Raw genomic sequence first — 20065 nt, 5'->3', positions numbered from 1 at the left:
GTTTCAGCACTGATCGCACTGCGGTCGATGGCGTGGTCGAAGCACGCCATCGATCTCGGCCACTATCTGCCGCGTTGCATCCTCGATGGCCCCTTCATTACGGCACAATACCCAGCCGTGTTCCGCAACCGCACGCTCGAACGCTTCGGTACAGGCAACCTGCTCGACCAGGCTATGGATCACCGTACTGCCCAGCCCGCGCGTCCTTGCCGCGGCTCTTGCCCATGAAGTATCGGGGGCCGTGACGACCCCGACATGCAAATCGGGCACCTGTACATTTCGCTCGAGGTTCAGGCGCAGGATCTCGTCGAACGCCACGCTGCGGCGAAATGCGGCATCAGAAGGGTACCAGCGATCGATCAGTATGATGCTGCCCGCTGGCTGCCTGGGCAGCACGTGTCGGGAAATCCAGGCACGGCTTTCGGCGAAGCGCTCGCATACCCTCAATTCCAGGTCCCGGGAGGGGTTTCTGACCAGTTGATTGACAAGGGCCATGGTTTCCCCCCGGTAGGGGTCGCTTTTTTTCTCGCAAAGCCGGATCACTTTCTTGTTGTCAGCCCGCAAGGCCTTGGTAACCGCCTCCAGAAGCGTGGTCTTGCCGGTGCCCTTGGGCCCATCGATGGAAACAAACAGCGGGCGGGTCATTTTTAATTACCAGTCGAATCTGAAGATGCAGCGCAGGCCTGGGTGCCACAGTATTCATCACAAGCCAGTGGAGCCATGCAGCTAGCCTGATTCAACCCAGCTGGGCCTGGAGAAACAGCGAAAAAAGCTCCGACTGCGATTTGATACCCAACTTGCTGTACATATGCTTGCGGTGCACTTTCACTGTCTCCACGGAGATTTCAAGCTTGCGCGCAATTTCTTTGCTGGAACACCCGCTCAGCATCAGCCGCCCCACCTCCAGCTCACGCCCGGTCAGCGGCGACTCCATCTGCTCGACCCTGTCCTCCATGCGGCTTTGCCAGTGCGGCGCAGGCTTGGTGGCCTCTTCCAGCAACTCCCGCTCGAACGTCATCCGCTGGCGCATCAGCGCAGTGACCCACGGCCGCAACAGTTCAAGCAGGGTGACCTGTTCGATGCTGAACCGGCGCTTGCTACCCAACGACAGGCACAGCGTGCGCTGCGCATCCAGCTGCACGTTGAACTGAATTTCATCGGCAACCACGTTAAGTCGGAAATAGCGCTGGTAGTAGTCCGTCTGCTCGAAACACTCAGGGGCCACATCCGACAGGCGTACCAGGCCAGTTCCCCCGGATTCTCGGCTGGCCACGTAGAAAGGGTCCAGCAGGTACAAGCCCTTCAGGTAGTCCTGGAACAGCGGGTCAGGGTTGCCGTCTGCACTGGGGCATTCGGCGAACACCTGCGGGCGCCCTGCGGAAAACAGCAGCGCAACCCAGCTGTCGCAGGCAACGTACTCGTTCAGCAACCGCACCAAGGCTGTCCAGAAGTGGTCCTTGTCGAGGGTTTCGATCAATTGGCCTACCGATCGGTGCCAGGCGATGTCGTGCAGCGTAAAATTCATCCTCTACCCCTGTTGGGTTACCACGTGGGCGTAATACCCCCCGCCATGATGACCACCCCATAATCCGGGCTAGCTTACGCTGAGCGAACCTGTACCGGGATCGTTTTTTACACCCCATGCCGCCAGGGCATGGCGGTCGAAGCTGTTAGTCGAGGATTGGAAATGAAGGTAGAGCTTGTCCAACTGGCCGGTCGCGATGGCGATACCGCGTACAACCTGCAGCGTACCATCGAGGCGATCGGCAACTGCGGCGCCGATACCGATCTGCTGGTCTTCCCGGAAACCCAACTGATGGGCTTCCCAACCGAAGAAAACATCGGCCGCATCGCCGAGCCACTGGATGGCCCGAGCATCACGGCAGTCCAACAGGCCGCACAAGCGCAGAATGTTGCCGTGGTCGTCGGGATGGCCGAAGCCGCAGACGACGGCCGTTTCTACAACACCACCGTGCTTGTCACGCCTGAAGGCGTAGCGCTCACCTACCGCAAGACCCACCTTTGGGCATCGGACTGCGGGGTTTTCACCCCAGGCGACCGTTTTGCGACAGCCCTGTTCAAAGGCATCCGTGTCGGCCTGCTGATCTGCTTTGACATCGAGTTCCCCGAAACCGCCCGTGCCCTGGGGCAGCTGGGCGCAGAACTGATCATCGTCACCAACGGCAACATGGACCCGTACGGGCCCACCCACAGAACCGCCATCACCGCACGCGCCATGGAAAACCAGGCCTTTGCGGTCATGGTCAACCGCGTGGGTGATGGTGATGCCGGCCTGGTCTTCGCCGGCGGCAGTGCCGTCGTCGACCCGTACGGCCAGTTGCTGTGCGAAGCCGGCCGTGGCGAGTGCCGGATAACCGTCGAGCTGGCCATGGACCAACTGCAGCAGTCACGGCGCGATTACACCTACATCGCCCAGCGCCGCATCCAGCTGCCGGGTGAACAGGTCGAGCACGCCAACGGCCTTCGCGAACTGATCATCCCCTCCTGAAAATTCCACCCTTCCAGGCTCTATTACTGGAATGCAAGGCCGCCAGGGACGGCAGCGTGTTCGACTCTGAATAACAATCACAAGCTGGAGCAAGCAGTAATGGCCACACTCAAGCGAACGCTTTCGCTGGGCTCGGTGGTGCTTTTCGGCATCGCCTACATGACCCCCATCATCGTCCTGGGCACATTCGGTATCCTGGCCGAGACCACGGGAGGGAGGGTACCTGCAGCCTACCTCGCTGCAGCCATCGCCATGCTCTTTACCGCCTTGAGCTACGGCCACATGGCACGCGCCTTCCCGGTCGCCGGGTCCGCCTATACCTACGTGCGCAAATCGATCAGCCCGCAGCTGGGCTTCATCACCGGTTGGGCGGTGTTGCTCGACTACCTGTTCCTGCCCATGGCGATCTGGCTCATTGGCGCGGCCTATCTGCACTCGGCGTTCCCGGGCGTGCCACAAGCCATTTGGGTGTTGGCATTCATCGGCATCACCACAGCGATCAATGTGATCGGCCTGCGGCTGGCCAAGACCGTCAATGGCCTGTTGATGTTCATTCAGCTGCTGGTGCTGGCTGCGTTCGTTGCACTGGCGGTGCACTATGTCTGGGGCGACCCCACGGTACCGCTGTGGACACTCGAGCCGTTCTACAAGGAAGGCACCCAGTTGCCGCTGATCATGAGCGGTGCGGCGATTGCCTGCTATTCATTCCTGGGCTTCGACGCGGTCAGCACCCTGACCGAAGAAACCAAGGAACCACGCAAGAACATCCCGAAAGCCATCCTGCTGATCACCCTGATCGGTGGCGGGCTGTTCATCGCCTGCAGCTACTTCGTTCAGCTCGCTCACCCGTCCACCGACTTTGCCAACGCCGACGCGGCGGCTTATGAAATCGCCCAGAACATCGGTGGCGACATCTTCGTCAGCATCTTCCTGCTGGGGCTGATCGTCGGCCAGTTCACTTCTGGCCTGTCGGCACAGGCCAGCGCCTCCCGGCTGCTGTATGCGATGGGGCGTGACGGAGTGCTGCCCAGGTCATTCTTCGGAAGGTTGAGCGAACGCTTCAGCACGCCGGTGCCCAGCATCATCCTGTGCGGGGTGGTCGCCCTGCTTGCCTTGCGCATGGACGTGACGACCTCCACCTCGTTCATCAACTTCGGTGCATTTCTCGCGTTCAGCCTGGTCAACCTGGCTGTGATCTTCCACTACTGGGTCGCCATGCAGCAGCGTGGTGCGAACGCGCTACTGATGTACCTCGCGTTCCCCTTGGTGGGCTTTGCATCCACGTTGTGGCTGATGGCAAGTCTTGATCACCTGGCGATCTACCTGGGGGCAGGCTGGCTCTGCCTCGGCGTGCTCTACCTGACGGTGATTACCCGTGGTTTCAAGCGCAAGCCCCCGGAGATGCACTTCGAGGAAGCCTGAGCTGTCCACTCAGGTCGATACGGCGCTTTGAGCGATGCTCTGGATGGCACCGGCGGCGCCGGTGTTTGCGGTTGCGGATTCTGAGGCAGGTCGGATCGGCGCCAGCCTTGAGGTGGCGCCGATCCTGTCAGGCCTTACACCGCCAGCGCGCGCTCACGCAGCTCGCTGTTGAGGATGCGGTCGTTCTCGCTGTAATCGACCGGGCAGTCGATCACGTGCACGCCCGGGGTCTTGATGCAGTGCTCGAGCAGCGGCAGCAGGCCTTCGGCGCTTTCCACGCGGTGGCCGTTGGCACCGTAGGCTTCGGCGTACTTGACGAAGTCCGGGTTGCCGTAGTCCAGGCCGAAATCGGTGAAGCCCATGTTGGCCTGCTTCCAGCGGATCATGCCGTAGCCGTCGTCACGCAGGATCACCACGGTGATGTGCATGCCCAGGCGTACCGCAGTTTCCAGCTCCTGGCTGTTCATCATGAAGCCGCCGTCGCCGCAAACCGAAATCACCGGGCGGTCCGGGTGCACCAGGTGCGCGGCCATGGCCGATGGCAGGCCGGCTCCCATGGTTGCCAGGGCGTTGTCCAACAGCACGGTGTTCGGCTTGTGCGCCTTGTAGTTACGAGCGAACCAGATCTTGTAGATGCCGTTGTCCAGGGCAACGATGCCTTCGGACGGCAGCACGCGACGGATGTCGGCGACCATGCGCTGCGGGTAGACCGGGAAGCGGTTGTCGTCAGCACCTTCGGCGATCTGTGCTTCGTTGGCTTCACGGATCGCCATCAGGCGGGTGAAGTCCCAGTGCGAAGTGTCGTTCAGCGCTTCGCTGATCTGCCATACGGCGTTGGCGATGTCGCCGATCACTTCAACCTGCGGGAAGTACACGGCATCGACTTCGGCGGAGCGGAAGTTGATGTGGATGACCTCGGTGCCGCCACGGACCATGAAGAACGGCGGCTTCTCGATCACGTCGTGGCCGATGTTGACGATCAGGTCGGCGGCTTCGACGGCGCGGTGCACGAAGTCACCCGACGACAGTGCGGCGTTGCCCAGGAAGCGCGGGTGGCGCTCGTCGACCACACCTTTACCCATCTGGGTGGTGATGAACGGGATGCCAGTCTTGTCGATCAGCTGCTTGAGGACCTTGGCGGTCATCTTGCGGTTGGCACCGGCGCCGATCACCAGGATCGGGTTACGGGCGTTCAGCAGCTTTTGTACAGCTGCGTCGATCGCCACGTGCTCGGCCAACGGGCGGCGGTGCAGGCTTGGCGGGATCGGCAGTGCGTCGGTCTGCTCGGCGGCGATGTCTTCCGGCAGCTCCAGGTGCACGGCACCCGGCTTTTCTTCTTCAGCCAGGCGGAAGGCTTCGCGCATGCGCGAAGGGATGTTGTCGGCGGAGGCGAACTGGTGGGTGTACTTGGTGATGGGGTCCATCATGCCGCACACGTCGATGATCTGGAAGCGGCCCTGCTTGGACTTCTTGATCGGCTTCTGGCCGGTGATCATCATCATCGGCATGCCGCCCAGGTAGGCGTAGGCACTGGCGGTGACCAGGTTGGTAGCGCCAGGGCCGAGGGTCGACAGGCTGACGCCGGTCTTGCCGGTCAGGCGACCATAGGTGGCAGCCATGAAACCTGCGGACTGCTCGTGACGGGTAAGTACCAGCTTGATCTTCGACTTGCGCAGGGATTCGAGCAGGTCGAGGTTTTCCTCACCAGGAATGCCGAACACATACTCGACACCTTCGTTTTCCAGGCATTGCACAACGACATCGGCGGCCTTGGCCATTTGGGGTACTACCTCAAAATCTTTGTGGGATTGCAGATTTATTAAGCTGCGTGACTGAGATGTTGCAGGATGTCTCAGTGGCGCGCATCGTAGGCCCTCTGGTTAATAATAATAAATATATTGTTATGATGCTTGGCATCACAGTTTGTTATGAACGGTAACCCCCCTCAATGAACCTCAAGGCATTGCGCTGCTGCGTCGAGATCGTGCGCCAAGGCAGCTTCACCAAAGCCGCGCAGCACCTGCATATCGCCCAGCCGGCACTTAGCATGGCCGTTACCCGCCTGGAAGAAGAACTGGGCGTCACCCTGTTCAACCGCACCACGCGCAAAGTGATACTGACGGCCGAGGGCGAACGCTTCCTGCCACGTATCGCATCGGCCCTGCGCGAAATGGATGTGGCCCGGCAAGAACTGCGCGACATGGCCGACCTGAAGCGCGGCGAAGTGCGCCTGGGTATCCCGCCGATGTTCGGCCTGCACTATGTGCCCGGCCTGATGAACGCCTTCCGCCAGCTGTACCCGGGTATTGGCATGACCGTGTTCGAAGGCAGTGCCGAGGACATCGGCCATCGCCTGGAACAACGGGAAATCGACCTGGCGTTGCTGGAGTCCCGGCGCGTGCCACCCGACAAGGAATCGATCCTGCTGGGCAGCGACGAGATGCTGGCGTGCATGCACCCTGACCATCCCTATGCCGGCAAGGCCTTCCTCACGGCCGAGGACCTGCGCAATACCGACATGGTGGTATTCGACCGCACCTTCGTGCAGCGCCACCTGCTGGATGCGTTCTTTGCCGAACATGGCATCACCTACCGGGTAGCGCTGCAAAGCAACTTCGTATCGCTGGTGGTACAGGCCGCGCTGGACAACATGGGCGTGGCGACCCTGCTGCGCTCGGTGCAACAGCGCACACCGGGCATCGTCGGCGTACCGTTCCAGCCAGCGCAGCAGATGAGCTTCCGCTTGTGCTGGCGCTCGGGGGAATACCTGTCGCTGGCCAGCAAGCGCTTCATCGATTTTGCCGCGCAGACTCATTACCTGGAGCGCTGACCCCACCCTGCTCCGCTGCCACAGTCATTACGCAGATCTGCTGTGGGAGCGGGCGTGCCCGCGAACACCGGCGCAGCCGGTGCCATCCTCCGCGCTGGATTCTTCGCGGGCATGCCCGCTCCCACAGGTGCTGCTTATGCCGCAGGTTCAGGAAGCTGGCCAGCTTCCTCGACGTCACCAGCACGGATTGACTATGATCCCGCCTTGAACGTTTCAGCATGTTTCAACAAGGATCCAGATGTCAGTTCAGGAATTACCCCCTCTCCCTAGCAAAAGTACCGTCGCGAAGATGGAAGCCGCCATGGCACTGGGCAGCTTTGCCATTGGCACCGGCGAGTTCGCCATCATGGGCCTGATGCCCGATATCGCCAGCAATCTGCAATTGAGCGAGCCCCAGGTGGGCCATGCCATCAGCGCCTATGCGCTGGGGGTGATGGTTGGCGCCCCGACACTGGCGATCATCGGTGCCAGGCTGTTGCGCAAGCACATGCTGCTGCTGTTGATGGCGCTGTATGCCATAGGCAACCTGGCTACCGCCTTTGCCCCCTCGTTCGGAGGCCTGGTCGCCTTCCGCTTCATCAGCGGCCTGCCCCATGGCGCCTACTTCGGCATCGCGGCGGTAGTGGCGTCGAGCATGGTGGCCAAGGACCAGCGGGCGGGGGCCGTGGCCCGGGTGATGATGGGGCTGACCGTGGCCATGTTGCTCGGCAACCCGGTTGCCACCTTGCTGGGCCAGTACTTCGGCTGGCGCTCGGCATTCGTGCTGGTCGGCGTGATCGCCCTGTGCACCATCGCCCTGGTCTGGCGCTTCGTGCCCCAGCGCCACGATGAAGTGCGCAGCGACCCGCGCAAGGAACTGCAAGCCTTCACCCTGCCGCAAGTGTGGATGGCGCTGGGCATCGCCTCGATCGGCTTTGCCGGCATGTTCTGTGTGTTCAGCTACCTGGCGCCGACCATGTTGCAGGTGACCCAGGTGTCGCCGCAGTGGATTCCATTCGGCCTGGCGGCATTCGGCGTCGGCGGCATCGTCGGCAACATCGCCGGTGGCAAGCTGTTCGACCGCCTGCAGTTCCGCGCCGTCGGGCTGGTGCTGGTGTGGTCGATTGCCGTGCTGCTGTTCTTCAGCTTTGCCGCACAGGCGCTGTGGAGCCTGCTGCTGGGCATTGGCCTGGTCGGCACCATGATTGCCCTGGCGGCGCCGTTGCAGATCCGCCTGATGGACATTGCCCATGAAGCGCCAAGCCTGGCGGCGGCGTCCAACCATGCGGCGTTCAACCTGGCCAATGCGCTGGGGCCGTGGCTGGGTGGCATGGCGATTACCGCAGGTATGGGCTGGACCAGCACCGGGTACATTGGCGCGGCTACGGCGCTGGTCGGGCTGGGGATCTACCTGGTGGCACGGCGGATGAAGGGTGGGCACTAAGGTTGAGGCCTGACAGATAGCGTGAACGGGGCTGCCATGCAGCCCATCGCCGGCAAGCCAGCTCCCACAGAGACCGCACAATGCCTGAAATTTGTGCGGTCCCGGCGGCACCGCTTAAGAAGCCGGATGGGGCAGAAACCCAGATCTTCCAGTTCTCGCTGGGACAGACCTTCTGATGCCTGACTCCGTGTAGGAGCAGCCTTGTGCTGCGAAGAGGCCAGCACGGCCGACGGAAATGTAGAGGCATGATTGGCCTCTTCGCAGCACAAGGCTGCTCCTACAGAGACCGCACCGAGCTGGCGTTGAGCATTACCCGCTTTTACCCCTTTGACAGTGACCTTGCTTAAGCTGCCCAGGACTCGTACCCCCGCCTAGCAGGACATGCCCATGCCACCCTTCACACCATGCTTCCCCACTTCACTGCGCCCCGACGAAGTCCCGGTCGCGCTACTCGACCTGGTCCAGGAGCGCCTGGCCGGGCAGCTTAGCCCTCGCTTCACCGTGGTACTGGGCGCCGTCGGTACCGGCTTCATCGAGCGCCTGCTGCGCATGGCCACCCAGCTCAAGGCGATGCACGACTCGGCCACGTTCAGCAGCATGGGCAGCGACGACCCGCGCCGCCCACTGGTGTGGATCAGCGAGCTGGCCAGCCCCAAGGAAATGATTACAATGCATGCCCCAACCTGAAATATGTTTTTCCCATGAAATCACTGCTTTACGCCGTATCCTTACTGTTTTCCTTCACCCTCCCTGCCCTGGCCAGCCCGCCGGCGACCTTCACCGAGGCCAAGGTGGTGGCCAAGCAGAAGGTGTACATGGACCAGGCCAGCAGTGCCATGGGCGACCTGTACTGCGGTTGCAAATGGGCCTGGGTGGGCAAGTCTGGCGGGCGTATCGATGCCGCCTCGTGCGGCTACCAGACCCGCAAGCAGCAGAACCGCGCCGAACGCACCGAATGGGAACACATCGTGCCGGCCTACACCTTCGGCAACCAGCGCCAGTGCTGGAAAAATGGCGGCCGCGAGCATTGCGTGGATGACGACCCGGTGTTCCGCGCCATGGAGGCCGACCTGTTCAACCTGTACCCGGCAGTGGGCGAGGTAAACGGTGATCGCAGCAATTTCAACTACGGCATGGTTGCTGGCAATGCAGGGCAATACGGGCAGTGCACCACCAAGGTGGACTTCGTGCAGCGTGCTGCCGAACCACGCGACGAAGTGAAAGGCCTGGTCGCCCGTACCACCTTCTACATGTACGACCGTTACAAGCTGAACATGTCGCGCCAACAGCAGCAGTTGCTGATGGCCTGGGACAAACAGCACCCGGTGTCGGCCTGGGAGAAAGAGCGTGACCGGCGCATTGCCGCGATCATGGGGCATGCCAACCCCTTCGTGACCGGGGAACGCAAATGGACCGCCAACTACAAGCCGGTCGGCAGTGGCGTGGTGCAGGCGGTGCCGGAAAAGGCCGCCAAGCCCGAATCCAAGCCGAGCCTGGCCAGTGCCGGGTCGGTGGGGGCGGTGCTTGGCAACCGCAACAGCCATGTCTATCACCTTTCCGTTGGCTGCCCGGGCTATACCCAGGTTACCGCGAAGAACCAGGCCACCTTCGCCACAGAGGGTGAGGCGCAGGCAGCGGGTTATCGCAAGGCGGGCAACTGCCGCTGATCGCCTTCCTAGGGGCCTGCGCGGCCCCCTTGCAATCGAGCGGGCTGCACGGCAGCCCGCAACAATGACCATCCGTCGCCCAGACGGCACCCCACTCCCCGCCCCCAGCCCAACGAATGACAGATCATCCGTAAAGGAGAGGTTCCATGATCCGCATTCGCCCACTTTCACTGTGCCTTGCCCTCGCCCTGGTCAGCGTCACTGGCACCAGCTTCGCCGCCACCGACACAGACACCGACAGCCGCCCGCAAACCGACCAGCACGGTGGCAAGACCGCCGGTGAAGACAGCAGCGTAAACAGCCCAGGTAGCAGCAAAACCAATGACAGCAGCGACACCGGCAGCAACAGCGATGCCGCCGACGGCGCCGCTGGTGGCTCCAACAGCACCGGCGAAGCAACCGGCTCCGGCGCCGGGCACACCGGTGGCACCGCCGAGGACCAGGACAGCCATTGAGGCCGGCCTGGGCTACACTGCGCCGGAACGCCCTGCCAAGGATTCACCATGAACCTCAAACCCTGGCTGCTCGCCGCCCTGCTGCCGTGCAGCGCCTTGGCCGTCGCTGGCAGCCAGGGCGCGATGTCGATCAGCTCATCGTCGTTCACCGATGGCGGCGTGATCGCCTTGCAGCAGGTTGGCCCGGACCCGGCCTGTGGTGCTGGCGAAGAGCGCACCCCGCAACTGAGCTGGGACAACCTCCCCGAAGGCACTCAGTCGCTGGCACTGATCATGTTCGATCCGGACGGCGGCAAGGGTATTGGCGTGGTCCACTGGATCGCCTACAACATCGACCCGGCCCAGGATGGGCTGAAGGAAGGCGTCGCCGGGCTGACCGGGCAAGGCGTGACCGTGGGGCGCAACTCGCGGGGCACGCTCAGCTACCGCGGCCCCTGCCCACCCGCCGGCGACAACCCGCACCACTACGCGCTGACGCTGATCGCCACCGACCTGCCATTGGGCACCCTGCCCGAAGGCCTGGACCGCAGCGGCCTGCTGCAACTGCTGCAAGGCCACGCGCTGGGGGCGCAGAGCCTGGTCGGGCGCTATGGCCACTGAGCCTGGCCGTACCGGAACAATTAAACACCCCCATAGCATTTATCCATTGAATGGCCCAGTCGAACTGAAGTAAGCTCGGGCTCATTCACTGGAGAGCAACATGCCGAAACACACCCGCAACCACGCCAACCACACCGGTCGCACCCTGCGCCCTGTGCTGGCCGTTGCCGGCTGCGTGGCACCTGCCAGCTATTACTTTGGGTATTGGTTTAGCCACTAGGCGCCGATACCCACACGGCGCCCACCTTCGAGGGGCCGCCGAACATGAGAATACTCAAACCCCCGGTCGGCTTCCCGACCGGGGGTTTTGCTTTTCAGGCCTTTGAACAACACCGATTCACATTGAGGACAGATTCATGAACTACGCCACTTATTACTACGCAAACACCTACGCCTGGCGATTTAGCCAATCCCGTTCGGGCCAGCCTGCCGCCTCCGTTCGGTCTTCCACAGGTGGCAATGCAGCAGCCAATACGAATTCAACGATTTGTCGAACACCTCGATAGGGCCGACGACGCGGGCCAGAACCCGCCGTCCGCCCAGGGAAAAAACGCCATGCACGCTTCCAGCCTCGCCCTGACCCAGCCGCAAGCAGCCAACACCACCGTCAGCCAGCGCCTGCCCAGCCCGCACCTGCTCAAGCAGCAAATGCCGCTGTCCAGCGAACTTACCCAGCAAGTCCATGCCCACCGCCAGGCCATCCGCGACATCCTCGAAGGCCGCGACCAGCGCCTGCTGGTGATCGTTGGCCCGTGCTCGATCCACGACCTGCGCTCGGCCCTGGAATACGCCGACCGCCTGGCAGCCCTCAGCCGCGAAGTCGACGACAAGCTGCTGCTGGTGATGCGCGCCTACGTCGAAAAACCCCGCACCACGGTCGGCTGGAAGGGCCTGGCCTACGACCCGCACCTCGATGGCAGCGACGACATGCACGCCGGCATCGCCCTGTCCCGCGGGCTGATGCTGAACATGATCGAACGCGGCCTGCCGGTTGCCACCGAACTGCTGCAGCCAATGGTCGCCGGCTACTTCGATGACCTTCTGGCCTGGGCCGCGATTGGCGCGCGCACCACCGAGTCGCAGATCCACCGCGAAATGGTCAGTGGCCTGGAGCTGCCGGTCGGCTTCAAGAACGGCACCGACGGCGGCATCGCCATCGCCAGCGACGCCATGCGTAGCGCCGCCCACTCGCACCGCCACTTCGGCATGGATGCGCAGGGCTACCCGGCCATCATCGAGACCTTGGGCAACCCGGACACCCACCTGGTGCTGCGCGGCGGCCACAAGGGCCCGAACTTCGACGCCAACAGCATCGCCATGGCCCGCCAGGCGCTGGCCAAGGCCGGGTTGCAGGCGCGGATCATGGTCGATTGCAGCCATGCCAACAGCGGCAAGGACCCGGCGCGTCAGCCGGCCGTTTTCAACGATGTGCTGGCGCAGCGCCTGGCCGGCGACCGCTCGATCGTCGGCGTGATGATCGAAGGGCACCTGTTCGACGGCTGCCAGGCGCTGGGCAAGGGCGCGCTGAAATACGGCGTGTCGATCACCGACGGTTGCCTGGGCTGGGCCTCGACCGAAACCCTGTTGCGCGAGGCGGCACAAAAACTCTAGGCAGCGGGACGCAAGCCTGGCGAGACATACCCTGGACAAGTACGCTAGGCTTGCCTTTTTTACCCCAAGGAGCAGTACCCATGGCCCGTGCAACCGCCCGCCACATCCTGGTCAGCAGCATCGATAAATGCAACGAACTGAAAGCCCAGATCGAAGCAGGCGCCGACTTCGCTGAAATCGCCAAAGCCAACTCCACCTGCCCGTCCAGCCGCCAGGGCGGTGACCTGGGCTCGTTCGGCCCGGGCCAGATGGTCAAGGAGTTCGACACCGTGGTGTTCAGCGCCCCGATCAATACCGTGCAAGGCCCGGTGAAGACCCAGTTCGGCTACCACCTGCTGGAAGTGACCAGCCGCCAGGACTGATTCACCTGTTCAGGTGATGAGATCCCCTGTGGGAGCGGGCGTGCCCGCGAATGCGTCCGAGCATGCAGCCTCGTTGCCTGAGCTGACGCATTCGCGGGCACGCCCGCTCCTACAGAGATTGTGGTGCCTGTTCCTGCTTTGCCTGGCTTTCAACGCCCACGCCGGCTCCACCCACGCCCTCACCGTCTACGGCGAAGCCCCGCGCTACAACGCCAGCTTCCAGCATTTCGACTACGTCAACCCCGACGCCCCCAAAGGCGGCATCCTGCGCCGCTCGGCCATCGAGATCGGCCAGTTCGACCATATCCTGCCGTACATCGACAAAGGCATCGGTGTCAGCGAGGTCGATGGCCTGCTGTACGCGCCACTGGCCGTGCGCTCGTTCGATGAACCCTACACCGTCTACGGCCTGATCGCCCGGCGCATGGAGCGCGGCCCGGAGGATGCCTGGCTGCGTTTCGAGATCGACCCGCGCGCCACCTTCGCCGATGGCAAGCCGGTGCGCGCCGAGGACGTACGCTTTACCTTCGAGCTGCTGATGAGCAAGGGCAGCCTGAGGTATCGCACCCAGTTCGCCGATGTTGCCGCCGTCGTGGTGGAAAGCCCACACAGCGTGCGCTTCGACTTCAAGCCTGACCACGGCCGCACCCTGCCACTCGACCTCGCCAGCTTGCCGGTACTACCCGAACACGACTGGCAGCAGCGCGATTTTGCCAACGGCGCCGGCTTCGACAAGCCGGTCGGCAGCGGGCCGTACCGTATCGGGAGCATCGACAACGGCCGCAGCATCACCTTCCAGCGCGACGCCAACTGGTGGGCGCGCGATCTGCCGGTCAGCCGTGGCCGCTACAATTTCGACAAGCTGCGCATCGAGTACTTCGGTGATACCGAAGTGGCGCGGCAGGTGCTCAAAGGCGGCGGCTACGACTACAACCGCGAGTTCTCCGCCACCGCCTACACCCTGGGCTACAACGGCGCGCAACTGGACGACGGCCGCCTGCAGCGCGCCCACCTGGGCCCGGCCAAACCGCAGGTGGCCCAAGGCTTCGTGTTCAACCTCGACCGGCCGCAGTTCAAGGACCGTCGCGTGCGCCAGGCGCTGGGCATGCTGTGGGACTACGAGTGGAGCAACCGGCAGATGATGCGCAACATGTACATCCGCCAGCAGAGCGTGTTCTCCAATACCCCGCTGGCCGCCCGCCAACTGCCGGATGCCGGCGAGTTGAAACTGCTCGAACCGTTGCGCGGCAAGGTGCCGGACGAAGTCTTCAACACCGTGTTCACCGCCCCGGTCACCGATGGTTCGGGGATCATCCGCAAGCAGCAGCTGCAGGCACTGGCGCTGCTCGAACAAGCCGGCTGGCGCCCCGAAGGCGACCGCCTGGTGAACAGCCAGGGCACGCCGCTGGCGTTCACCTTCCTCAACGGCCAGGCAGGCATGGAGCGCCTGCTGCTGCCGTGGAAGCGCAACCTGGCCCAGATTGGCGTGACCCTGGACATCCGCAACGTCGATTCGGCCCAGTACGTCAACCGCCTGATGGCACGTGACTACGACATGATCGTCACCGGCTACCCGGTCACCCTGTCGCCTGGCGCCGAGCTGTACAACTATTTCGGCTCGGCAGCGGCCCACGACCCTGGGTCGAACAACCTGATGGTGCTGCAGGACCCTGCCGTGGACCGCCTGATCGACGGCCTGGTGCGCGCCGACACCCAGGCCGACATGCTGTACCACGCCCATGCCCTGGACCGGGTGCTGCAATGGAACTACTACTGGATCCCCAACTACTACCCACCGGGCAGCTCCACTGTCTGGTGGAACCGCTTCGGCCTGCCCAAGGTCCAGGCTGCCTATGACGAAGGCCTGGACACCTGGTGGGAAGTCAGCCCTGCCGCGTTGACCAACGCGCAAATGGCCGAACGCCGGAAATCCTCGCCATGACCACTTACATACTGCGCCGCCTGCTGCTGATCGTCCCGACCCTGCTGGCGATCCTGTTGGTCAACTTCCTGATCGTCCAGGCCGCACCGGGAGGCCCGGTGGAGCAGGCGGTGGCACGCCTGCAAGGTATCGGCGGTGGCGCTCCCGGTGCCCGGGCCGAGGTGATGCACGGCGAGTCACGTGCCACCCGTGGCCTGGACCCGAAACTGATCGAGGAGATCAAGCGCCAGTACGGCTTCGACAAGTCCGCCCCCGAGCGCCTGTGGCTGATGCTGGGCCAGTACGCCCGGCTGGACTTCGGCAACAGCTTCTTCCGCGGCGCCAAGGTCACCGACCTGATCCTCGACAAGTTGCCGGTAACCCTGTCGCTGGGCTTCTGGGCCACGCTGATCACCTACCTGGTGTCGATCCCGCTGGGCATCCGCAAGGCGGTGCGCCATGGCAGCCGCTTCGATGCCTGGAGCAGTGCACTGATCGTGGTCGGCTATGCCCTGCCCTCGTTCCTGTTCGCCCTGTTGCTGATCGTGCTGTTCGCCGGCGGCACCTCGCTCAGCTGGTTCCCGGTGCGCGGCCTGGTCTCGGACAACTTCGATGAGCTCAGCCTGCTGGGCAAGGTCGCCGACTACTTCTGGCACCTGGTGCTGCCGGTCGGCGCCCTGGTGATCGGCGGCTTCGCCACTCTGACGCTGCTGACCAAGAACGCCTTCCTGGACGAGATTTCCCGGCAATACGTGGTTACCGCCCGAGCCAAGGGCCTGAGCGAACGCCGGGTGCTGTATGGCCACGTGCTGCGCAATGCCATGCTGCTGGTGGTAGCCGGGTTGCCGCAGGCATTGATCACGGTGTTCTTCGCCGGCTCTTTGCTGATCGAGGTGATCTTCTCGCTCGATGGCCTGGGCCGCATGAGTTACGAGGCGGCCGTATCGCGGGATTACCCGGTGGTGTTCGGCACGCTGTTCATCTTCACCCTGGCGGGCCTGCTGATCCGCCTGATCGGTGACCTGTCGTACACCCTGCTCGACCCGCGTATCGACTTCGACGCGAGGGCACACTGATGCTTTCGCCGATCTCGCGTCGCCGCCTGCAACGCTTTCGCCGTAACCGCCTGGGCTGGGTTTCGCTGTGGCTGTTCACCGCCCTTTTGCTGCTGAGCCTGTGCGCCGAGCTGGTGGCCAACGACAAACCGCTGCTGCTGGGCTACAAGGGCGACCTGTACGTGCCGGCGCTCAAGCGTTACACCGAGCAGCAGTTCGGCGGCCAGCTGCCGTTCCAGCCAGACTACCGCAGCGCCTATGTACGCCAGTTGATCGAGCAGCAAGGTGGCTGGATGCTGTTCGCCCCCATCCCGTTCAGCGCCGATACCCCCAACTACGACCTGCAGGTGCCCACCCCCAGCCCGCCGAGCGCGAGCAACTGGCTGGGTACCGACGACCAGGGCCGCGACGTGCTGGCCCGGGTGCTATATGGCACGCGAGTATCCTTGCTGTTCGCCTTCGCCCTGACCGTGGTCAGCGTGCTGATCGGGGTGGCGGCCGGAGCCCTGCAGGGCTACCACGGTGGTTGGGTCGACCTGGTCGGCCAGCGCCTGCTGGAGGTGTGGTCGGGGTTGCCGGTGCTGTACCTGCTGATCATCCTCAGCGGGTTCGTCGAGCCGGACTTCTGGTGGCTGCTGGGGATCATGGCGCTGTTCTCCTGGCTGACGCTGGTCGACGTGGTGCGCGCAGAGTTCCTGCGCGGTCGCAACCTGGAGTACGTCAAGGCCGCCCGAGCGTTGGGGTTGCCAGACAGCCAGGTAATGCTGCGGCACATCCTGCCCAATGCCATGAACGCGACCCTGACCTATGTGCCATTCATGCTGACCGGGGCGATCACCACCCTGACTGCGCTGGATTTTCTCGGTTTCGGCATGCCGGCCGGGAGTGCTTCGCTGGGAGAGCTGGTGACCCAGGGCAAACAGCACCTGGAGGCGCCGTGGCTGGGCTTTACCGCGTTCTTTGTGCTGGCGGTGATCCTGTCGCTGCTGGTGTTTATCGGGGATGCCTTGCGCGAGGCGTTCGACCCCAGGGGATAGGTTTTCAGGTCTGGCCCATTCGCGGGTAAACCCGCCTCAAGGTTTGTGGTGACCCTGTAGGAGCGGGTTTACCCGCGAAGAGGCCAGCCCTGCTTACACAGATTTCAGGATTTCTACCCATGCACGACAGCGACAGCCTCAAGGACTACCCCCAGGTACGGCAACTGGCGATCCGCTCGCTGTTCGAGATCATCGAGCAGTCCAGCGAGGGCACGGTAATCGTCGACCGCCAGGCGCGCATCGTCTGGATGAACGAGCGCTACGCCCGGCGCTTTGGCCTGGCCGACGCCGCCAGCGCCATCGGCCAACCGTGCGAGGCGGTGATCCCAGGCAGCCTGATGCGCGAGGTGGTGAACAATGGCCGGCCAATCCTGCTGGACATGCTCGATACCCCTAACGAGCCGCTGGTAGTTATGCGCCTACCCATCCACGACGACCAGGGCGCGCTGATCGGTGCCATCGGCTTTGCCCTGTTCGATGAATTGCGCAGCCTGTCGCCGCTGCTCAAACGCTACTCCAGCATGCAGCAGGAACTGGCCTCGACCCGCTCGCAGTTGCGCGCTCGCCAGGCCAAGTACAGCTTCGCCCAGTTCGTCGGCAGCAGCGCCGCCAGCCTGGAGGCCAAGCGCCGCGCCCGGCGTGGCGCGAGCAGTGATTCGCCGGTGTTGCTGCTGGGCGAAACCGGCACCGGCAAGGAACTGCTGGCCCATGCCATCCATGCGGCGTCGGCGCGGGCGCACAAGGCGTTTGTCAGCATCAACAGTGCGGCGATCCCCGAAACACTGCTGGAAGCCGAATTTTTCGGCACCGCCCCCGGCGCCTTTACCGGCGCCGACCGCAAGGGCCGCAGCGGCAAGCTGCAACTGGCCGAAGGCGGCACGCTGTTCCTCGACGAGATCGGCGACATGCCGCTGACCCTGCAGAGCAAGCTGCTGCGGGTGTTGCAGGAGAAAGAGTACGAGCCGGTAGGCTCGAACCAGATGCTGCGCAGTGATGTGCGCATCATTGCCGCCACTTCCGTCGACCTGCAGGGCGCCATCGCCCGCGGGGCATTCCGCGCCGATCTGTATTACCGGCTGAATGTGCTGCCGATCGAGGTGCCACCACTGCGGCAACGGCTGGAGGACCTGCCGGCGCTGTGCGAGGCCATCCTGGGCGAACTGGGCAGCCAGTATGAGCTCGAGGCCGAAGCGCAGCAGCTACTGGCGCGGCATGCATGGCCGGGGAACATTCGCGAGCTGCGCAATGTGCTGGAGCGGGCCACGTTGCTGGCGGATCAGCCGCGGCTGGGGGTGGCGGATCTTCGGGCGGCATTGGGGCCGTTGAGCCCGGTGGCGGCAGAACCCGGGCGTCAGACTTACCGAGAAGCGTGCGAGCAGTTTGAACGCAGGCTGATTGCCGAAGCCTTGGCTGAGCATGAGGGAAATGTGCCAGAGACTGCGGCAGCGTTAGGGTTGGGGCGATCGACCTTGTACAAGAAGATGGTAGCGCTTGGTCTCTGATTGGAGACTTTTGTTTCCATTTCGAGATTGCCGCGAGGGCTTTGCCCTCGATCGCGACACAAGGCCGCTCCTACAGGAGATCGCGGTGCACTTGTAGGAGCGGCCTTGTGTCGCGATGGGCCGCAAAGCGGCCCCAAAATCTCAAGACAGAGACAAAAATTCAGAAGAAAACAAAATACCCATATAAATCAATGAGTTAAAAACTGGCACGATTCCCGCTATCTCCTGCTCACCGATAAAAACAAGACTCACCCAGGAGACCCACCCCGATGACCGTGCTCATCGCCCTCGCCGCTCTGGCCCTGCTGATGCTGGCTGCCTACCGCGGCTACAGCGTAATCCTCTTCGCCCCCATCGCCGCCCTCGGTGCGGTACTGCTCACCGACCCGTCCGCCGTGGCCCCCGCATTCACCGGGGTGTTCATGGAGAAAATGGTCGGCTTCATCAAGCTCTACTTCCCGGTGTTCCTGCTGGGCGCCGTGTTCGGCAAGCTGATCGAGCTGTCCGGTTTCTCGCGCTCGATCGTCGCCGCCGCCATCCGCGTGCTCGGCACCCGCCAGGCGATGCTGGTGATCGTGCTGGTCTGCGCGCTGCTCACCTACGGCGGCGTTTCGCTGTTCGTGGTGGTGTTCGCGGTGTACCCGTTCGCCGCCGAGATGTTCCGCCAGAGCAATATCCCCAAACGCCTGATTCCGGCAACCATCGCCCTGGGCGCGTTCTCGTTCACCATGGATGCCCTGCCCGGCACCCCGCAGATCCAGAACATCATCCCCAGCACCTTCTTCAACACCACCGCCTGGGCCGCGCCATGGCTGGGCCTGATCGGCACATTGTTCGTGTTCTGCGCCGGCATGGCCTACCTGCAGCGCCAGCGCAACAAGGCCCAGCGCGCCGGTGAAGGCTATGGCAGCGATTTGCGCAACGAACCGGAGACCGCTGCCGACCTGGCGCTGCCCAACCCTTGGCTGGCCCTGTCACCGCTGCTGCTGGTGGGGGTGATGAACCTGCTGTTCACCCACTGGATCCCGCAGTGGTACGGCCCAAGTCACAGCCTGCAACTGCCCGGCATGAGCGCACCGGTGCAAAGCGATGTGGCCAAGCTCACGGCCATCTGGGCGGTGCAGGCAGCGTTGCTGGTGGGCATCCTGATGGTGCTGGTGTGTGCCTTCGGCGCCATCCGTGCCCGCCTGGCCGAAGGCACCAAAAGCGCCGTGGGCGGCGCCTTGCTGGCGGCCATGAACACCGCCTCGGAATACGGCTTTGGCGCGGTGATCGCCTCGCTGCCGGGCTTCCTGGTATTGGCCGACGCCCTGCGCGGCATCCCCAACCCACTGGTCAACGAAGCGATTACCGTGACCTTGCTGGCCGGCATCACCGGCTCTGCCTCGGGCGGCATGAGCATCGCCCTGGCGGCCATGGGCGACACCTTCATCGCCGCCGCCAATGCCGCCAACATCCCGCTCGAAGTACTGCACCGCGTGGCCGCCATGGCCAGCGGTGGCATGGACACCCTGCCGCACAACGGTGCGGTCATCACCCTGCTGGCCGTGACCGGGCTGACCCACCGCGAGGCCTACAAGGACATTTTCGGTATTACCCTGATCAAGACCCTGGCGGTGTTCGTGGTCATCGCCACGTTCTACGCCACCGGCATCGTCTAAGGAGCTTTGC

The 20065-nt window shown here is 63.5% G+C and carries 18 protein-coding genes; 15 read left to right on the top strand and 3 right to left on the bottom strand.

Translation table 11 applies throughout. The annotated features are described in order from the left end of the window. Positions 1-3: 3 nt before the first annotated feature. Together WM94_RS14210 and WM94_RS14205 are read right to left on the bottom strand one after the other, a co-directional pair. Positions 4-645 carry a dTMP kinase gene (locus WM94_RS14210; protein ID WP_013972571.1) on the bottom strand — a complete coding sequence of 214 codons (642 nt, stop codon included), beginning with the start codon at positions 643-645 and terminating at the stop codon, positions 4-6. Positions 646-736: 91 nt separating this feature from the next. After that, complete coding sequence (locus WM94_RS14205) at positions 737-1525, bottom strand: LuxR C-terminal-related transcriptional regulator (RefSeq protein ID WP_015270268.1); 789 nt, start codon at positions 1523-1525, stop codon at positions 737-739. Positions 1526-1687: 162 nt separating this feature from the next. Between WM94_RS14205 and WM94_RS14200 the strand changes: the two genes are divergently transcribed. Further along, positions 1688-2509 carry a carbon-nitrogen hydrolase family protein gene (locus tag WM94_RS14200; RefSeq protein ID WP_061551474.1) on the top strand — a complete coding sequence of 274 codons (822 nt, stop codon included), beginning with the start codon at positions 1688-1690 and terminating at the stop codon, positions 2507-2509. Positions 2510-2608: 99 nt separating this feature from the next. Next, positions 2609-3931 (top strand): APC family permease, encoded by a 1323-nt coding sequence (locus WM94_RS14195; protein ID WP_061551473.1) that lies wholly within the window; start codon positions 2609-2611, stop codon positions 3929-3931. 134 nt (positions 3932-4065) lie between these two features. Here the strand turns inward: WM94_RS14195 and WM94_RS14190 are convergent, their stop codons facing one another. Beyond that, positions 4066-5709 carry an acetolactate synthase large subunit gene (locus tag WM94_RS14190; protein ID WP_013972567.1) on the bottom strand — a complete coding sequence of 548 codons (1644 nt, stop codon included), beginning with the start codon at positions 5707-5709 and terminating at the stop codon, positions 4066-4068. Between the two features lie 170 nt (positions 5710-5879). On the opposite strand from WM94_RS14190, the gene WM94_RS14185 reads away from it, so the two are divergent. The 13 genes from WM94_RS14185 (at position 5880) to WM94_RS14125 (ending at position 20055) form a co-directional block, all read left to right on the top strand. Then, a complete protein-coding gene (locus WM94_RS14185) occupies positions 5880-6761 on the top strand; it encodes a LysR family transcriptional regulator (protein ID WP_013972566.1) in 882 nt (293 codons plus the stop codon). Between the two features lie 238 nt (positions 6762-6999). Beyond that, a complete protein-coding gene (locus WM94_RS14180) occupies positions 7000-8184 on the top strand; it encodes an MFS transporter (protein WP_039613429.1) in 1185 nt (394 codons plus the stop codon). 387 nt (positions 8185-8571) lie between these two features. Continuing rightward, a complete protein-coding gene (locus tag WM94_RS14175; RefSeq protein ID WP_061551472.1) occupies positions 8572-8871 on the top strand; it encodes a hypothetical protein in 300 nt (99 codons plus the stop codon). A gap of 14 nt (positions 8872-8885) precedes the next feature. Then, positions 8886-9851 (top strand): endonuclease, encoded by a 966-nt coding sequence (locus tag WM94_RS14170; protein ID WP_061551471.1) that lies wholly within the window; start codon positions 8886-8888, stop codon positions 9849-9851. 146 nt (positions 9852-9997) lie between these two features. Next, entirely contained in the window at positions 9998-10306 is a 309-nt protein-coding gene (locus tag WM94_RS14165; RefSeq protein ID WP_039613437.1) for a hypothetical protein, read from the top strand. Positions 10307-10354: 48 nt separating this feature from the next. Continuing rightward, positions 10355-10906, top strand: a complete 552-nt coding sequence (locus WM94_RS14160; protein WP_061551470.1) for a YbhB/YbcL family Raf kinase inhibitor-like protein — start codon at positions 10355-10357, stop codon at positions 10904-10906. A 555-nt stretch (positions 10907-11461) separates the two neighbouring features. Next, positions 11462-12517, top strand: coding sequence for a 3-deoxy-7-phosphoheptulonate synthase (locus tag WM94_RS14155; protein WP_061551469.1), 1056 nt, complete (start codon positions 11462-11464; stop codon positions 12515-12517). Positions 12518-12597: 80 nt separating this feature from the next. Further along, the gene (locus tag WM94_RS14150; RefSeq protein ID WP_015270259.1) at positions 12598-12879 is read left to right on the top strand and encodes a peptidylprolyl isomerase; all 282 of its coding nucleotides are present in this window, start codon (positions 12598-12600) and stop codon (positions 12877-12879) included. Between the two features lie 13 nt (positions 12880-12892). Further along, complete coding sequence (locus tag WM94_RS14145) at positions 12893-14821, top strand: extracellular solute-binding protein (protein ID WP_061551468.1); 1929 nt, start codon at positions 12893-12895, stop codon at positions 14819-14821. After that, positions 14818-15876: a microcin C ABC transporter permease YejB gene (locus WM94_RS14140; protein ID WP_061551467.1), complete on the top strand. Its 1059-nt coding sequence runs from the start codon at positions 14818-14820 to the stop codon at positions 15874-15876. The genes WM94_RS14145 and WM94_RS14140 overlap by 4 nt, the downstream gene beginning before the upstream one ends. Next, a complete protein-coding gene (locus WM94_RS14135) occupies positions 15876-16892 on the top strand; it encodes an ABC transporter permease (RefSeq protein WP_013972558.1) in 1017 nt (338 codons plus the stop codon). Before WM94_RS14140 ends, WM94_RS14135 begins: the two co-directional genes overlap by 1 nt. A 119-nt stretch (positions 16893-17011) precedes the next feature. Next, complete coding sequence (locus WM94_RS14130) at positions 17012-18394, top strand: sigma-54-dependent Fis family transcriptional regulator (protein ID WP_061551466.1); 1383 nt, start codon at positions 17012-17014, stop codon at positions 18392-18394. Between the two features lie 269 nt (positions 18395-18663). Beyond that, complete coding sequence (locus WM94_RS14125) at positions 18664-20055, top strand: GntP family permease (protein ID WP_039613441.1); 1392 nt, start codon at positions 18664-18666, stop codon at positions 20053-20055. The last annotated feature ends 10 nt before the right edge of the window (positions 20056-20065 follow it).

Source organism: Pseudomonas sp. ABFPK, assembly GCF_001586765.1.
GTDB lineage: Bacteria > Pseudomonadota > Gammaproteobacteria > Pseudomonadales > Pseudomonadaceae > Aquipseudomonas > Aquipseudomonas asiatica.
This window is presented reverse-complemented; position numbering and strand designations above follow the sequence as displayed.